Annotated in this window: 15 protein-coding genes and 1 tRNA gene; 7 read left to right on the top strand and 9 right to left on the bottom strand. The window is 41.3% G+C overall.

Annotated features, from left to right (window positions below; all coding sequences use genetic code 11):
* Positions 1-459: 459 nt before the first annotated feature.
* A complete protein-coding gene (locus ACT8YW_RS17180; protein WP_004306649.1) occupies positions 460-879 on the top strand; it encodes a hypothetical protein in 420 nt (139 codons plus the stop codon).
* Positions 880-933: 54 nt separating this feature from the next.
* On the opposite strand, the gene ACT8YW_RS17175 is transcribed toward ACT8YW_RS17180, so the two are convergent.
* Positions 934-1,006: transfer RNA gene (locus ACT8YW_RS17175), tRNA-Arg, on the bottom strand.
* 221 nt (positions 1,007-1,227) lie between these two features.
* Between ACT8YW_RS17175 and asnA the strand changes: the two genes are divergently transcribed.
* The gene (gene asnA / locus ACT8YW_RS17170; RefSeq protein ID WP_004306648.1) at positions 1,228-2,265 is read left to right on the top strand and encodes an aspartate--ammonia ligase; all 1,038 of its coding nucleotides are present in this window, start codon (positions 1,228-1,230) and stop codon (positions 2,263-2,265) included.
* Positions 2,266-2,271: 6 nt separating this feature from the next.
* Positions 2,272-2,934, top strand: coding sequence for a uracil-DNA glycosylase (locus ACT8YW_RS17165; RefSeq protein WP_004306646.1), 663 nt, complete (start codon positions 2,272-2,274; stop codon positions 2,932-2,934).
* Positions 2,935-3,078: 144 nt separating this feature from the next.
* Here the strand turns inward: ACT8YW_RS17165 and ACT8YW_RS17160 are convergent, their stop codons facing one another.
* Both ACT8YW_RS17160 and ACT8YW_RS17155 read right to left on the bottom strand, forming a co-directional pair.
* The gene (locus ACT8YW_RS17160) at positions 3,079-5,796 is read right to left on the bottom strand and encodes a putative LPS assembly protein LptD (protein ID WP_004306645.1); all 2,718 of its coding nucleotides are present in this window, start codon (positions 5,794-5,796) and stop codon (positions 3,079-3,081) included.
* Positions 5,797-5,885: 89 nt separating this feature from the next.
* A complete protein-coding gene (locus ACT8YW_RS17155; protein WP_444106370.1) occupies positions 5,886-6,422 on the bottom strand; it encodes an HDIG domain-containing metalloprotein in 537 nt (178 codons plus the stop codon).
* Positions 6,423-6,491: 69 nt separating this feature from the next.
* Between ACT8YW_RS17155 and ACT8YW_RS17150 the strand changes: the two genes are divergently transcribed.
* On the top strand, positions 6,492-7,658 hold the full coding sequence (locus ACT8YW_RS17150; RefSeq protein WP_444106368.1) for an exo-beta-N-acetylmuramidase NamZ family protein: 1,167 nt from the start codon (positions 6,492-6,494) through the stop codon (positions 7,656-7,658).
* A gap of 132 nt (positions 7,659-7,790) precedes the next feature.
* Here ACT8YW_RS17150 and ACT8YW_RS17145 read toward each other — a convergent pair whose 3' ends face one another.
* Both ACT8YW_RS17145 and ACT8YW_RS17140 read right to left on the bottom strand, forming a co-directional pair.
* Positions 7,791-8,654, bottom strand: coding sequence for a BRO-N domain-containing protein (locus ACT8YW_RS17145; protein WP_151921035.1), 864 nt, complete (start codon positions 8,652-8,654; stop codon positions 7,791-7,793).
* Between the two features lie 42 nt (positions 8,655-8,696).
* Entirely contained in the window at positions 8,697-10,781 is a 2,085-nt protein-coding gene (locus tag ACT8YW_RS17140; RefSeq protein WP_444106366.1) for a BT4734/BF3469 family protein, read from the bottom strand.
* A gap of 398 nt (positions 10,782-11,179) precedes the next feature.
* On the opposite strand from ACT8YW_RS17140, the gene ACT8YW_RS17135 reads away from it, so the two are divergent.
* The 3 genes from ACT8YW_RS17135 to ACT8YW_RS17125 all read left to right on the top strand — a co-directional run bounded on the left by ACT8YW_RS17135 (position 11,180) and on the right by ACT8YW_RS17125 (position 13,812).
* Positions 11,180-11,788: an HU family DNA-binding protein gene (locus tag ACT8YW_RS17135; protein WP_015531390.1), complete on the top strand. Its 609-nt coding sequence runs from the start codon at positions 11,180-11,182 to the stop codon at positions 11,786-11,788.
* A 181-nt stretch (positions 11,789-11,969) separates the two neighbouring features.
* The gene (locus tag ACT8YW_RS17130) at positions 11,970-13,304 is read left to right on the top strand and encodes a TPM domain-containing protein (RefSeq protein ID WP_444106363.1); all 1,335 of its coding nucleotides are present in this window, start codon (positions 11,970-11,972) and stop codon (positions 13,302-13,304) included.
* Positions 13,305-13,446: 142 nt separating this feature from the next.
* Positions 13,447-13,812 carry an MmcQ/YjbR family DNA-binding protein gene (locus ACT8YW_RS17125; protein WP_004299358.1) on the top strand — a complete coding sequence of 122 codons (366 nt, stop codon included), beginning with the start codon at positions 13,447-13,449 and terminating at the stop codon, positions 13,810-13,812.
* Positions 13,813-13,825: 13 nt separating this feature from the next.
* On the opposite strand, the gene ACT8YW_RS17120 is transcribed toward ACT8YW_RS17125, so the two are convergent.
* The 4 genes from ACT8YW_RS17120 to ACT8YW_RS17105 form a co-directional block, all read right to left on the bottom strand.
* Complete coding sequence (locus ACT8YW_RS17120) at positions 13,826-14,311, bottom strand: hypothetical protein (protein ID WP_134985689.1); 486 nt, start codon at positions 14,309-14,311, stop codon at positions 13,826-13,828.
* A gap of 105 nt (positions 14,312-14,416) precedes the next feature.
* Positions 14,417-15,469 carry a hypothetical protein gene (locus ACT8YW_RS17115; protein WP_444106361.1) on the bottom strand — a complete coding sequence of 351 codons (1,053 nt, stop codon included), beginning with the start codon at positions 15,467-15,469 and terminating at the stop codon, positions 14,417-14,419.
* 79 nt (positions 15,470-15,548) lie between these two features.
* Positions 15,549-15,866: a hypothetical protein gene (locus tag ACT8YW_RS17110; protein WP_394901470.1), complete on the bottom strand. Its 318-nt coding sequence runs from the start codon at positions 15,864-15,866 to the stop codon at positions 15,549-15,551.
* A 147-nt stretch (positions 15,867-16,013) separates the two neighbouring features.
* Positions 16,014-16,688, bottom strand: a 675-nt coding sequence (locus ACT8YW_RS17105) for a PDDEXK nuclease domain-containing protein (protein ID WP_444106359.1), incomplete at its 5' end; no start/stop codon positions are given.

The following is a 16,688-nucleotide window of genomic DNA, read 5'->3' as shown; positions in this document are numbered from 1 at the left end:
AATTTTTCAATGCCATAATGATCTGTTTTACATGTTGAGACTTGAAATAACTGTAAAGTAAATCATAATAATGATAAAACCAATAGCTCCGATAATCAGCGCAACACTACCCCATTTCTTTTTTCTAGCTTCTTCCATTCTTATTTATATTTATTGGGATTAATATAATTTATCGTTAAATGTCTACATCTGGAAAGCTATGAACATACTATATCAACATATTATTGTTTACTTCTTCATCGTTACAAAGTTAGCATTTTCTATGGGAAATCAATCAGCTAAAACAACTTTTTATTCTCTTTAGACTAAATTATGCAACTGTAAATAATAACAGGGAACACAATTATCTATCTATTACAACCTTTATATCATGCAAAAGTTGTACATTTGTGCAAGAAATAATTTTGATTGAACACATTATAGATTAAGAAAAAATCAAGAACCTATAAAAATACAAAGATGAAATTGCTTAATTTACTATTAGTTGTTTTGCTGTTTGCCTGCAATGATGACTCCACAGACACTCCAGCCTCAAAAGAGCCTACAAACATTGTTGTAGAAATGGAGCCAACCGCTTCCAATATGACAGATGTTTCCGGCACATACACTCTTCAAGCCAATAAAGAATACAGCGTTCGGGAAGACGGAAAATATAAAATATTATTGGTCAAGAACACTTATAAAGACAAGGAAGGAAAAGAGAAGGATATTCTTTCTTATGGCATTTTTGATGTAGCAAAGAAAGAATATATCTATTATACAGAAGGAATTGATGTAGCTAAAAGGCTAGAAAGAGACTGGGAATTCTATGATGATATAAATAATCCGGCTAACACCAACAAACAATTAGTCTGCACTTCCCGCCCGAAAGAAGAATAAATAGAAAACAAAAAACGCAATTACTAACAGATGAAGTAATTGCGTTTTTTTCTGTGACCCCGGTGCGATTCAAACGCACGACCTTCAGAACCGGAATCTGACGCTCTATTCACTAAGCTACGGGGCCATTCTTTCTAAATGCGAGGACAAAAGTATAAAAAATCTTCTCATCTTCCTAATGATTCTCCTTTTTTTATAGTTCTTAAGGTACTTCCCTATATTAGAAGACTGTTATTTTGAAATGCTTTAGAGCATTTACTTTATCAAATTGACAATCTTTTAGAGAATATCCATTACATATATCAATTTTATTCCTATCTTTGCCAACAATTAACATTTAACAAACCTATGAGTTACTTGATAAAACCTAAGAACTATAAGCCGCTACTCGACCTCAAACAGACCGAGTTGGGAATCAAGCAAATAAAAGAGTTCTTCCAATTAAACTTGTCATCCGAACTACGCCTTAGACGTGTGACTGCCCCTCTTTTCGTATTGAAAGGAATGGGTATCAATGATGATTTGAATGGAATAGAACGACCTGTTTCTTTCCCAATCAAAGATCTGGGCGATGCGCAAGCCGAAGTGGTTCATTCATTGGCTAAATGGAAAAGGTTGACCTTAGCTGACTATCACATCGAACCGGGATATGGTATTTATACGGATATGAATGCTATTCGGTCAGACGAAGAACTGGGCAACCTGCATTCTCTCTACGTAGACCAGTGGGACTGGGAACGTGTTATCACCAATGAAGACCGGACTGTGAACTTCCTAAAGGAAATCGTCAACCGTATTTATGCGGCTATGATCCGTACAGAATATATGGTATATGAAATGTATCCGCAAATCAAACCTTGCCTGCCACAAAAGCTACATTTCATTCATTCAGAGGAATTGCGCCAGCTTTATCCGAACCTGGAACCTAAATGTCGCGAACATGCCATCTGTCAGAAATATGGAGCTGTGTTTATCATAGGAATAGGCTGTCAACTTGGTGATGGCAAGAAGCACGACGGACGCGCACCGGACTACGACGACTACACTACCAAAGGACTGAACGACCTGCCCGGACTAAACGGCGACCTCCTATTGTGGGACAATGTACTGCAACGCTCCATCGAATTATCATCGATGGGAATCCGTGTAGACAAAGAAGCCTTGCAACGTCAGTTAAAAGAAGAAAAAGAAGAAAAAAGACTGGAACTTTATTTCCACAAGCGATTGATGAATGACACCCTTCCCCTGTCTATCGGAGGAGGTATCGGACAATCCCGCTTGTGTATGTTCTACCTTCGCAAAGCTCACATCGGAGAAATACAAGCCAGTATCTGGCCCGAAGATATGCGCAAGGAATGTGAAGAACTTGAAATACACCTTATATAACAGACTATGAATGTACAAATTGAAGAAAGCTGGAAAGCACATTTAGAACCCGAATTCGAAAAAGACTACTTTCGCACACTGACCGATTTCGTCAAAAGCGAATATAGCCAGTATCAGATCTTCCCTCCGGGAAAACTGATCTTCAATGCTTTCAACCTTTGTCCTTTCGACAAAGTGAAAGTTGTAATTATAGGACAAGATCCTTACCATGGACCGGGACAAGCGCATGGTCTCTGTTTCTCTGTAAACGACGGAGTGCCTTTTCCCCCTTCATTAGTGAATATATTCAAAGAAATCAAAGCCGACATCGGCACAGATGCCCCTGCTACGGGAAATCTGACTCGCTGGGCAGAACAGGGAGTATTGTTGCTCAACGCTACGCTGACCGTACGTGCTCACCAAGCTGGTTCACACCAGAACCGTGGCTGGGAAACATTTACTGATGCTGCAATCCGTGCCCTGGCAGAAGAAAAAGAAAACCTGGTATTTATCCTGTGGGGATCATACGCTCAAAAGAAAGGAGCGTTTATCGACCGCAACAAACACTTGGTACTCACTTCCGCCCATCCCTCTCCTCTTTCTGCTTACAACGGCTTCTTCGGAAACAAACATTTCAGCCGTACAAACGATTATCTAAAAGCACATGGAGAAACAGAAATCGCATGGTAGATAGATAACAGTGAAATAAAAACAATGAGCGGTGAACAACTAATGCAATATAAATGCATATCTTGTTCACCGCTCATTGTTTTTATTTTATGCTCTATCGCTTACTCTTTACGTTATCGCTAAACATTCATTATCGTTTCCCCTTTAATACCACTGAATGTTACTTTGCGTCTGACTTCTCTGCTCATACTTCAAGTCTTGCAGAATACTTGCATTCGCACGGATTGTAACATTGTAATACTTCCAACGTCCGAAAGGAGAAAGACTGGCGGACAAGTTGAAACAGTGCAAGTCACGGGATATTGTACAAGAAGTCTGGGTAATCTCTTTTGCTTGAAAATCATAACCCGAGTTGAATGAGAGCGACCAGTTATTAGAAATCTTTATATTTCCGTTTGCATTGATATTATGCGTATAAGTATAAGGATATCGCATGGAATAACGGTTGATAGGCTTCGTTCTATCTTCACGGATATTAAACGAATAGCTAAGACTCAATGACCAAGGCATCTTAAATACCTGATAACCATCCGGGTCAGCCTGTGCTTTCTCTACTTTCTTAGGCGTAGTACCGTCTCCTTCCGTTCCATCGGATTCCTCATCATCGCTATCCTCCGACTTATTCTTATCTTTCCCTTTTTCATCCTCTTCTTTCGGACCGAACCATTTCTTCCATGTGTCATTATTAAAGGTATAGTTGAAAGAAGAACCATATCCCTGGAAACGTCCGAAACGACCATACGACCATTCTGTACGATTACTAGTCACTACATTACCGCTTTTATCGAATGTATAGGCATACGTAGCAAACGATGCATTCATATTGAACGTATAATTCTTAGTCAGTTTCAAACGTAGGTTCATGCTTAAATCACTCCAAGGCCTCTCTTTGGCAGCCATATTATAAGACATACTTGCTCCCAATTCATCAATCAGACTAACCTTTTTAAGCGTATCTTTCTTTGCATCGTAATATTTCATCTCTAAGTTATTAGAAATAGAGAAGCTGACCGTTCCCGATCCTTCCCGCGAAGGTACGCCATAAGGTTGACCGGTGAAAGGAGAATAATATTGCGTATTGCCATTATAATCGGTATATTCTTCCCAATACTTGCTGAATCCCGGAGCACCGCTAAGACTTACCTGCGGTGTGAATACGTGACGAATCTGTATCTCTTTCTTTTTAGCAAAAAGAGGTTTGTACATACCATACAATTTCGTACTCAAGCTCAAACTTGCCGAATAATTGGATACCCGGTAAAAACCGTTTAACGTATCACCCGGCAATGCCTCCAACTTATGATCGACCTCATTATATTGCTGATTGATCTTACGAGTATACCAACGTTCCGTATAATTGACCGAAGGAGAAACCTGCAAATATTTGAATAACGTAAAAGTAGCACTGATGGGAATGTTATGATTCATCGCATTTTCCCATTCGCTTAGTCCGGCTTTAAACAGACGGTCGTCTTTGGTACGGATACTGTTTGTCAAACGTCCCGTATAGCTAATGGAAATCTTTTCATACCAGCGTTCAGCTCCTGCCGCTTTCTTGCGTTTGAACGGGAACAGACGGCTTAATGTGATATTCAAGTCAGGCAAAGTGACCGCAATAGAAGAGTCACGCATTGTCTGTGCGATATTGGTAGTTCCGGATAAGGTCAGACCGATATCGGGAAAACTACGAGAATAACTGATACTTGATGTTTTGGTATTTTGAGTCAACAACTGCGAATTATAAAGGTTGTTGATATTGGAACGTTCGTAACTACTGGTTGAGAAGTTTACACTAGCGGAGAATGTGCTGTTCGGACTGGCTTTAGCATCCTGGCGATGGTTCCATACTACCTTAAAGTCCTTAGCAACTGTATAGTCCGGCATACCTTTATCTCCTGTCTTGGTGACCTGATAGTCCGCTTGCAGCGTACCGGAATATTTATAGCGTTTATTATAGTTTGTCAATCCGGATAATCTCCATGACCCTTTCGTGAAGATATCACCCGTCATTTTCAAATCCATAATATCACTGATGGCAAAATAATATCCTCCTTCTGCCAGACCGAAACCACGACTGGAGTCGTCCATATAAGTCGGCATAATGAAACCGGAAGAATAACTGCTGGAGAATGGGAAGAAAAAGAACGGTACGGCCAACGGCAAAGGCACATCTTCCACCACCAGATAGGCAGGTCCTGTCACCACATTCTTTTTAGGACGCACTTTAGCTCTCGTCAGCTGCATATAGAAGTGAGGATGGTCATGATGATCGCAGGTTGTATAACGCCCATGCTCCATGAAAATTTCATCATTGGCCCCTTTCTTCGCCTTGCTTCCGGTCACATATCCTTCTCCCTGCTGGGTGACGATATCGGTAATTCCCGCTTTCTTGGTTTTGAAGTTGTATCGGATTGTTTCCGTATCATACGAGGTATCACCTTCTTTAAATACCGGTTTACCTTTTTCCACTCCGGTAGTATCCTTGATACCATAAGCATGCACAGTACTACTATCCAGATTCATCGAAATAACTTCCGCAGCCAGTTCGATGTTCTGATAATTCACTTTTCCACTACCATAAAGTGTAGCGGCTCCTCCCAAAGTAAAGACAGTGGAGTCGTTGGATTCATAAACAACCGGTGCATCGAGTGGTTGTTTCTTCTTTACCGGTGCGATAGAATCAATGCGTACCGTTACCGTATCTGCTTTCAACGAATCATTTCCCTGAAGGGAATCCGTTTGTGCGGTATTGGAGGCAATCATTCCTCTTCTTCGACGTTGAGACGTAGCCTCATCGGGAAGCATCAGTAAGACAATCAGCAGTATGAATGATATAAGTATTTTTGCTTTCAATGGCGCCATTAACTAATAGTTTACGCTTGAAGTGGCAAAAGTACACAATCTTCACCAAATATGAGTTAGAATCTTCGTTATTTAATTATTTTTTAGTGCTATAAAAAGAGAGAACACCATCTATCAAAGCGGCTTAGACCTTCTTCACCATATTTTGCAATACTTTGCCGTGCTTTCTCCACTGTTTTCTCTTCATCCAGATGGGTTTTAGAAAAGAATTTATCCGCAAAGCAAATCAATTGTTCTTCCAGGGTGATGGGCAGCATCTCGCGATGAGGAACGGGAAGTTGCTGGGCAATGATATCTTCCAACGAAAGCCCTGCCCCCGTATGGCGTTCGCACACCAATGCGTGTTGGGGAAAACCTTCCGCCCGCAAGATTTCGGCTCCCAAATATCCGTGTGCGATATAAGGATAAGTGCCAAAGCACTGAATGGTTGGAGCGTCCGTCTGAAAAATACCAATATCATGCAACAGAGCGGCTTCTTTCACAAAGCTCCGGTTTAAACGCAATTCGGGATGAGCATCCAGCATTTTCATTGCTTTTCCGGACACTGCCAGACTATGTATTACTAAGATTTGTCTCTGCTGCGTATTTTCCGGATAATACTTATCAATGATTTCGTATGGATTCATGTGCTTTATTTTTTGCTCTCTTGATGAGAAATTAATATTTTTGTGCAATATTACAAAAAAATTACCGATATGCAAACTAGAGTTTCCTTCATTCTTATATTTTTGTTCATTATGTTGTTGCCAATGCGTGTAAACAGTCAAATTGTCACGGGAGCAGAACAGATGGATCAATATCTGCCGTTGCTGAAAGGAAAACGCATCGGAATAGTGGTCAATCACACTTCTGTCGTGGGAGCAAAGCGGGTTCATCTTCTCGATACCTTATTAAGGAGAGACGTCCGAGTGGTCAAGGTATTTGCTCCCGAACATGGTTTCCGTGGTAACGCAGATGCGGGTGAAACGGTGAAAGACGGAAAAGATTCCCGCACCGGCATTCCTATCGTATCGCTTTATGGTGACAACAAAAAGCCGTCTGCCGCCCAACTAAAAGATGTCGATGTGATTATATTCGACATTCAGGATGTAGGGGCACGCTTTTATACCTATATAAGCACGATGTATTATGTGATGGATGCTTGTGCAGAGAACAAGAAAGAAATGATTGTACTGGATCGCCCCAATCCGTGCGACTATGTGGATGGTCCGATACTCAAACCTGCTTACCGGAGCTTTGTCGGCATGCTTCCCATTCCTGTACTTCACGGATGTACTATCGGCGAACTGGCACAGATGATAAACGGGGAAGGATGGATTGCCAACAAGAAAAATCCTTGTTCATTAAAGGTAATTCCAATGACCGGGTGGAAACATGGAGAGCCTTATTCACTTCCCATCAAACCGTCGCCCAACCTCCCGAACGACCAGTCTATCCGATTGTATGCCTCACTTTGTCCTTTTGAAGCCACCCGCGTCAGCGTGGGACGGGGGACAACTTTTCCTTTCCAGGTATTAGGCGCACCTAATAAGAAATACGGAAGTTTCACTTTTACTCCCCGCTCCTTACCCGGTTTTGACAAAAATCCGATGCATAAAGGTATCACCTGTTATGGGGAAGACCTCCGGAATGTAACCAATGTGAACGGATTTACACTCCGCTACTTCTTGGACTTTTATCGCTTATCCGGCGAAAAAGCAGCTTTCTTCTCCCGTGCCCGATGGTTTGATTTGCTGATGGGAACTGACAGCGTACGCAAAGCTATCCTCAAAGGAGAATCGGAAGAGGCTATCCGGAATAGTTGGCAAAAGGAATTACAGGATTACAAGAAGATCAGAAAAAAATATCTTCTCTATGAGTAAAAAAACTAGTATCATACTCTCATTCATTTTCATAAACCACTTATAATTAAAAGAATAAGTATGATAGATAACTATTATTTCCGGTATCTATCATACTTAGACCATCAAAAACGAGGTATCTATCATACTTGATTAATCCACGCTCTCTCCTGAAGTTTCATTTTTTTCCCGTTCATCACCAACTTGCAATGCACTTTTTGCATTAAGTGGAGATATAACAGGGCGTTTTAGCTGACTTTCCAATTGCTTGCGAGCAACTCTTGCCACATTTCCCCCATCTTTTGCCACTTCGGCATTTTCAGCAAAACCGGATGGGTTTCTCTCTTTGGACAAATCCGTAGTAGCCGTTTCAGCAAGCATATTAAGGATCAGTTCAGTGTTCGTCATATTGTCACGGAGATTTTCTTTCTTCAATCCTTTAAACTGCTTATATTCTTTTGCCGACTTTTCAGCCCATGTCTGATAAATTATATCCGTTAATGCAGCAAACTGAACGCCCTCTTGCATCCCATTTCTTTTCCATTCGTCAGTAAGTTCCTTCCGTACTTCAATTGATTTCAATCGTTGATTAATCCAATTGTCCGAGTAACCTAAAGATTTATATTCCATCATCGCCCGATTTATAGTCAGTTCGGGGTCCTGCATTTCATCCAGACGCTCTTTGGCGACTTGAGCCATCCACATTTTAAAGGGTTCCGCTTTGGGCGAGGGAATAGACTGAATTAGACGGAAAAGCTGTTGGGTTGTAGCTACATCTGTCTTATACAGTTTGCCATCAGAAGAAGGTAATTTCAGTTGGTGACAATTTGTCACCAACTCACTGCCTTCTGCTTTGAGACGCTGTTTCAACTTATTCCAATACTTGCGCCCATCAACACTTTCTGTTAGCACGCTTACCACATCCACAATGGAAAAATACCATTCCTCCTTTTGGTCATCCCAAACAGCACGGATCTTTTTATCTTCAAATACTTTTATAGCATCTTTTTTAGTCATAGCATTATATATCTGATGTAAATAATTAATAAATAACAAATTCTATTCTACCTCCAAAGGTACAACATGATAATACGTACCATACGTTTTCCGTTTAGATTTCACTCCGAGCCGCTGCAAGATACGTCCGAAATAAGACGCCTGCCTGGCGGAAAACGTCATTTTACTTGCTTTCTGAATCCGCCGCAGAATATCAATAGCCAGTAGCCATTCTCCTTCTTCCTCTTCTTCCGCCCTACGATAATAAACCATAAATAACTGTTCGATGGCAGGTGATTGTTCAAACTCACGGTTGTTTTCCGTCATGATAGCTTCTTCTTCGGAGTCAAACCAATAACGTTCGTTGTGATAAAGCAACTCCAACGCCTGTGCATAAAGCTGTTCATAATCAATAGGACGCGACACATCTATAGCTCCCGTCATGTAAATACCGATGAAACGACGACTACCGGAAGTATCCGTCAACAAATCCCGATGATTGCTCGTGGCAATGAACGATGCATACCGACGAAGCTCTTCCACTGCCGAAGCATTCGGACGACGTGTGTTCACCACCGGCTTTTGCAGAATATGTTTCAGAAAAGCCTGCTGGGTAGGACTAATCTGGTCGAATTCATCCATATTGATAAGCAGAAAGCGATTCAGATACAACTCCGCGTCCCGTTTCCGACTGAAATCAATGCTATCCGTATAGTACGCCTGTAAAGCAGGAGGAAGAAGCATTCTGCAAAAAGTCGATTTCCGATATGCCTGCGGGCCAATCAGCAAAGGTGACGTACTGTTGGCGTGTTTCTTATCCATTCCCCTCCAATGGGCAACCATATTCAAAAACCACCGACGGAACAACGGCGCCCAATGCGGATTATCACAGGGAACACGGTTGGCCAGTTCCAAAATCCGGTCTTTACCATCCCAGTGAGGCAGATGATACAAAAAATCCTCCACAGGCTGATAGACAGGCACATGGTCGGAATCCAAATAGCGGATTACGTCCCTATCCCACATTTTCACCCCTTCATACATGGCATTCATTGTGATACTCGCCAGCACCCGCTTGTCTACCGGACGAAAATAGAAATTAAAACTATTCCGTTCGCGATATTCCACTTCCGTGGTCAGCGTATTGTATCGAAATTCATAACGGCGCTTCATTAATTCGTCCATCTGCATGGCGAAAAGCTGTTCGGCCGTCAGACTGCTCTTCTTGCCGAATCCCTTGGCGGAACGGTAGACACTTTTCACAGTTTCGCGAATCAGTAACTCGTCCGAGGGGAGCCGGTAGTGCGCCTTTGTCCACCGCACAGTATCTTCTTCGGGGATACCTGCCCGAAAACAATGCTCCGCCAAACACACTAGTAGCGGTTGCAGATCGTCTCCCTCCCGATATCCGTCCAGTTCTTCAAGCGCCCTGTTGAATGCAGCGGAGAAAAGCACCGACAATGCTTCATAATTTTCATATCCGGGCGCCATTCGCTGCAAAGGAGAATCAGTTTCCCGCGTTCGTTTGATAAAAGTCGTTTCGGACGGAAGACCGACGGGCTGCTTCATATAAATAGGCATTGCTTTCGGATTGAAATAAAGTTCGGGATCATACGTCAGCCGGCAATATTGTTCAAGTGACGGTTCTTTCAGTTCGATATCAAAAGGCAGTTGTGGCTGATAATATTTCACAGCCGTCTGATAAGCATGTGCGTGAAAAAGTTCCGCTTGCTCGCGTAAAGTCGGCAAGCGGTCGTCCGAATAGGTGAACCGTACCCATATCTTTACTGATTTGCCGGAAGAGCCGGTAAAAGCAAGGTATGTTTGCGGAAGCTCTTTGACCAGTTCCTTTATTTCGTCGGCTTCCGCCCTCCCTGAAAGATTGTTGACTTCCATCATCACTATGCCGTTATATTCATTCAAGGTCATTACCCCTTCTTTACGGACAAAAGCTGCGGCAGGCATCACTTTGGGAACTTTACGCACCTCTTCAATCGAATTTCCCGGAAGAGTATACCGCAAGACTTCCCTCATCTTTGAGACGGGCTGCGCCTTGACTTCCGTTTTCATCTGCTCCAAAAGGAGCTCCATTTTCAACGTCCGTAAGGTTTTTACCTTGCCATCGTCTCTGACTAATGTTATTTTCATCTTTTTTTATTATTATTTCCAGTAAAAGGAAAGCTGCACTACAGCCATACAAAGATACAACATGCTCTTCGTCCAAACAAATTTCACTGCTTTTATTTGCCACGCCACACGACTTTATTTTATAGAAATAATGCTTACTAAATTTGCGAATAAAGGCAGGATGATGTATCTTTGCAGGCAGTTAGACTTCAGCCCGCATAAGTGTGCCGTACAGCCCACCTATGCGGGCTGTATAGTTTACATTCGTGGGCTGTAGAGCCCACAAATGTGTGCCCAAGAAAAGCCACTGATTCCAGTTGATTATCCAGGCTTCAATTGTAGGTTATCTTGCTGCAAAACAATCATTAAAATGCCTTTCAAAAGGCGTTTTAGCCACATTAACCCATAATAGAAAAGACATGTACGCAAAGTATGATTTTCGCAAAAAACCGTCTTCGAAAGAAGACGAAGACGAACAGCCGTTGTATCCCCGCATCGTATCGAACGGAACCATCGACTTTCAACAAATTGTAAAAGAGATCGCTCAAGCTTCCAGCTTTACGCCGGCAGATATTGAAGGAGTTCAGCTGGCTATTGAAAATAAAATATCCGAATATTTAGTCAGCGGACATCACGTCCAGTTGGGGAACCTTGGATATTTTTCAGCCAAGCTGAAAGCACGTCCGGTGATGGATGCCAAAGAAATACATGCGCAGTCCATTTATTTCGATAATGTAAATTTTCGTCCATCATCTTCTTTCCGAAAGAAGGTTCGCGGATTTGTAGAAAAAGCGAAGTCGGGATTTGCACATTCCGCCGAAGTTCCGGTGGAAGAGCGTCGGCGCAGGTTGGAGAGGTTTCTGGATGAACGACCGATGATACGACGCAAAGAGTATACGCAACTGACGGGACTACTAAAGAACAAAGCGCTGAATGAATTGAACGGTTGGGTAAAAGAAGGAGTACTTGACACCATTGGAAGCGGCAGTCATAAAATTTATGTGCGGGTTAATACCATGAAAGATTAAACAGTAAAAACAGTGGAATAAGAATGATAGATACCCATATTTCATGAAGAAAGTATGATGGATACAAAATTTCAGAGACATCTATCATTCTTATTCATCAGATTATAACTATATTAGCAAAAAGAATGAGAGTTATGATAGTTATTTTCTACTCTAAGAACAATCAGTTAATAACAAAACAATGAAAGATAAAACACAAAAAAGCTTCAGGGAAATAGCCCGGACATTACTTCTTGTTTTCTGTTATGCCTTTGGTAGTCATGCTTTTGCATTGGCTTTAGAGCACGAACAAACAGTAGAAATTTATAAAGTAACAGATGTCCCCAATCCGCGTAATGAAAGCTCTTCCAATTGGGTTAGCAATCCGAATCAGATATTGGATGAAAGTTATGTGTGGGAGATAAATAATATGTTGTCACAGTTAGAAGATTCATTGAGTATTGAAGTGGCGGTTGTTGCGCTCTCTTCTATCGGAGAAGATATTCCGGCAGAGTTTGCCCACAAGCTTTTTGAGCACTGGGGCATCGGAAAGAAAGCGGACGACAACGGATTACTGATTCTTTTAGTACTCGATCAACGTAAAGTCACTTTCGCAACCGGATACGGTTTAGAAGGAGTACTTCCCGACGCTTTATGCTTTCGCATTCAACAGAATGAAATGGTTCCGTGGTTTAGAAAAAACGACTTTGACAGAGGAATGACAGAGGGAGTCCGGGCTGTAACATTAGTGCTCTATGGAAGCGACTATGAACCAGTTTCTCAAGGCACTTCTGATAATTACTGGAAAAGCGCCGGCAATACGTTGTGGAATTTTCTGGCAAATCAGTCGCCTATGCTTTGGATATTCTTGATACTGGTAAATGTTCTCACTTATCGCATGAAGGTAAATAAAGCTCGCCCCAAAGACGGTTCAGCATTAGCAGCAATCAAAGTCCTGACACTTTACAGCCCACTTGGATGTCTTGTGTTGTTTTTTCCGGTCTGGCCTGCACTTATTGCGGCATCCTTATGGTATAAGTTCTACCAAAAACAACGTGTTATTTTGCAGAGTAAGACCTGCGACTCTTGCAAAGCTGTGGCTTTACAACTTTTATCCAATGAGCTTGCAACCCCTTTATTATCTGCTTCCGAGCAAATGGAACACAAACTAGGTTCTGCCATCCACCGTATTTATCAATGTACTTCCTGCGGCTGGATATTGCGGTATAAATCTGTCGTCGGAAGCGAATATAAGATGTGTAATCAATGCCATACCATTGCTTCCAAGCGTATCAGTCCGTGGAAAACAGTTAAAGAAGCCACATATTCCGATGCCGGATTGGAGGTTGCCGACTATCTTTGCTTAATGTGCGGAGATAAAAAGCAGACAACACAGAAGATTCCCCGCAAGACACCCCCAAATAGTGACAGTCCTAGTAATAGTAGTAGTAGCAGCAGTAGTAGCGGCAGCAGTAGCAGTAGCGGCAGTTTTGGTGGTGGACGTAGCGGTGGCGGTGGAGCGTCAAGTAGTTTTTAAGATCGGCTATTCATTTGAAGAAGTCGACTAACCAAACAAAGACGTGGAAACACATCTCACCTGAATATTTTCATAGAAAGATGGTTATCCACTCCTTTATTCTAACTATTTTTGCATAGATAACCGAACATAAAAAAGTGAAATGAATATCGAAGAATTTAGAGAATATTGCCTGTCTTTTGAGGGAGTCCATGAGAAGATGCCGTTTCCCAATGTGCCCGACAAATATAGCCGTGACGTTCTATGCTTTTATGTAGCGGACAAATGGTTCTGTTTCGTTAACATTGAGATTTTCGATTTTTGTTGTATCAAATGCAACCCTGACGAATCCGGAGAACTGCAAACTGAATATACCGGCATAAGACCAGGATGGCACATGAACAAGAAATATTGGATCAGTGTCTATTTCAACCAAGATGTACCTGATGAGAAAATTAAAGAGCTTGTAAGCAACTCCTACGATATCGTAGTCAAAAGTTTGACAAAGAAAGAACGGGAAATGCTATAAATAAAGGAAGGATTCAAGAACCTCCCAAACGTAAATCCTGTACTCTGTTGTCTTTCCAAAAAACAGTGAAATTATAATTTACACCACTATTCCTGTAAAACACAATCTCCCAACTGTCACTATATAGTACAGCCGGCACGATCGTATAGGGATAAAAATCATCCTGCCAGGATCCGTATATTTTTTCTTTATGTTTCTGCTGGCTTTTGCTGGACAGCATGCTATCTAGTTGTTCTGCCATAGGTCCCCAGTTCTGCAATAGCACCTGTAATTCCAATAATTGCCTGGAGAACGGAGCAGAAGCATCCCCTTCTATCAAAACAAGAGTTTCTACCGAGTAAAAAGGCAATTGCACTGCACCACTCCAAAGGTAACATTTATCTCGCCACCAATCACAAACCTTACAGGTAAAGATGCCCAAACCTTCCACTTTATACTCTCTCTTAGTTCCAAACAACTCGTTTATCAGTGTCTTGAATACTTTCATTACTTTTCCCATCGTTTTCTTTTTTTTAGTATGCACTAACAATGTTACTATGATTTCTGGAATCTTACCGCTTGCTATGTGGGTGTGTTTGTGTGCATATTGTTCAATTTTAAGTTTTTATTCTTCGTAATAAGTAAAAATACGCTCGACATAAGGTTTTAATATACGACCGAGCCCCGTGCCAAAATCAACATAATCTTTGAAATTCTTTGTTTCAATCCAGTTGCCATTCGCATCACAGCCGTAGTCTTGGAAGTCTTTGTAGAGTATTTCAAATCCTGGCCGCTCGTCAATCGGCCGTCCTTGTTCATCGTATTTCTCTTGCACGATACTATTACGAACAACGGTTTTCAGTTTACCGTTCGGATAATATTCACGTTTACACCAGGACTCTAACTCTTTATTACCTTCATCGTCAATCCTATATTTTTTCACAACGCGGTTACTGTCACTGTATTCATAGATGAAATGCGTTTCCGGCCTATCACGACTCAACAAATCATACACTTGGGTCTGCGCCAACAAGCCATTTGTATCATACTCATAGACTGTTTTTCCCGATAATTCCCCTATATTATAATATTCCCTCTTCTCTACCAACAAATCATGTTCGTTATAATCATATTCGGTCATAGCCGGTTTGTCAATCGTGCCGTCAATCTGTTTGGTTCGGATAAGATTTCCCCTGTCGTCATAAGTATTTATCTCCCCATGGGAATCACTATACACAATTTCCAGTAGTTTCCCGTCAGTATTATACTTACTGACAATCGTACTGTTAGTTTTCGGAAAGCTAAGTGTAGATGTATATCCCCAAGTCTCATAGGTATAATCGGTCTTTTGGATAATATTTTCTTGTTTATCGTACTCGTTGCATTGAGCAAGATTGCCGTCGATATTGAAATGAAAATGGTAGTGATGTATTCCGTCCTCTTCCCATTTCTCGCCTTTTTTGAATTTCGTCGAAAAGAAAGACGATGTATTTTCCGGACGATAATAATAGATATCCAACGTTTTGACTTTTCCGTTCAACCCCATCCTGCTTTTGTCATTATTGACAGAATCTATTGTCGGGGGAATGTATTTCAAAGGAGATTGTCGGCAACCTGCAAATATCGATATAATCAAACTTCCTAAAATAACAACGACTACAACGGCTTTATTTTTCATGTTTTCTTTGTGTGTTACAATGTTTCGACGCAAAGATAACAAAACAGAACCAGTTCTAAAATATAACTGACGTAAAAGATTACTTTCGTGTTATTATAATATCATCAAAGCAGAGTTCCAATGACTGATTATCGGGTTTGTACTCGGTCCAATCTTTCGGATCGCCACTTTCGTTGTCTACCATTAAATGATAATAAGAGAAGCCAGAGCGTGGATCAGGCAATCTATGAATCTTATAGCTCCCTACAGTTGCCAACTCATTATCTTCAACGACTTTCAGCCAGCCTAAAGCCTTGTCTAACTGTTGAAGATGAGATAACTTATCCTGCTCGCCTTGTTTTAAAGCGTCAACTGTTTTTGTTCTTTCGTTTTGTAATAACTCTATTATATCTTTCATGCTTTCCACTCGGTTAGTATTGAATTAAATTCTGATTTATATCCATTACGATTCTTTGGCTTGATTTTTCAATTCATTTTTCCTCTTTTTCCACAACTGCCACGAATTGATAATATTCTGCCCCCAAAAAGAAACAAGGCTTTTGCCTTACAATAGTTTTTTCAAATCCTCAATGTCCGGCAGAGCGTTACGAAGTCGTTCCGGCATATCTTTAGAAGCACGGTATGTAGCAACTCCCATCGGTTTGTTATAATCACGAACAGCAAACTCTACAAAGGTTTGATTCATTTCCCGGCAAAGGATTATGCCGATAGAGGGATTCTCGTGCGGCTTTCTGATATATGTATCTAAAGCGGATAGATAAGTATTCAACTGCCCCAAATAAGATGTACGGAATTTCCCGGATTTCAGCTCGACTGCGACTAAGGAATTAAGCTCCCGATTGAAAAAGAGCAAATCAATGAACATTTCTTCTCCTGCAACCTCCATGCGATATTGATTGCCTATAAAACTGAAATCTTGCCCAAAGGTCATGATAAACTTCTTCACATTGGCAACAATCGCCTTTTCTACTATCTTTTCGTCTAAATCCTCCTCCTGCTCATTCAGTTCCTCCACATTGATGAAATCAAGCAAGTATTCATCTTTGAATGAACAAACAGCTTTTAGAACTTGCTTAGTATCAGGTAAGGTTTGTGCGAAATTGTTAGGCAAAGTTCCCCGATGGCTGTATAGGTCTGCTTTTAAGTAATCCCTTAAAGTGTATTTACTCCAATAGCGAATGGCGCATTCATGTATATAAAATAGCCTTGCTTCCAAAGT

Origin of the sequence: Bacteroides sp., assembly GCF_052357945.1 — a bacterium.
Lineage (GTDB): Bacteria > Bacteroidota > Bacteroidia > Bacteroidales > Bacteroidaceae > Bacteroides.
Note: the sequence above shows the minus strand (reverse complement) of the source record. Positions and strands in the feature narration are given on the sequence as shown.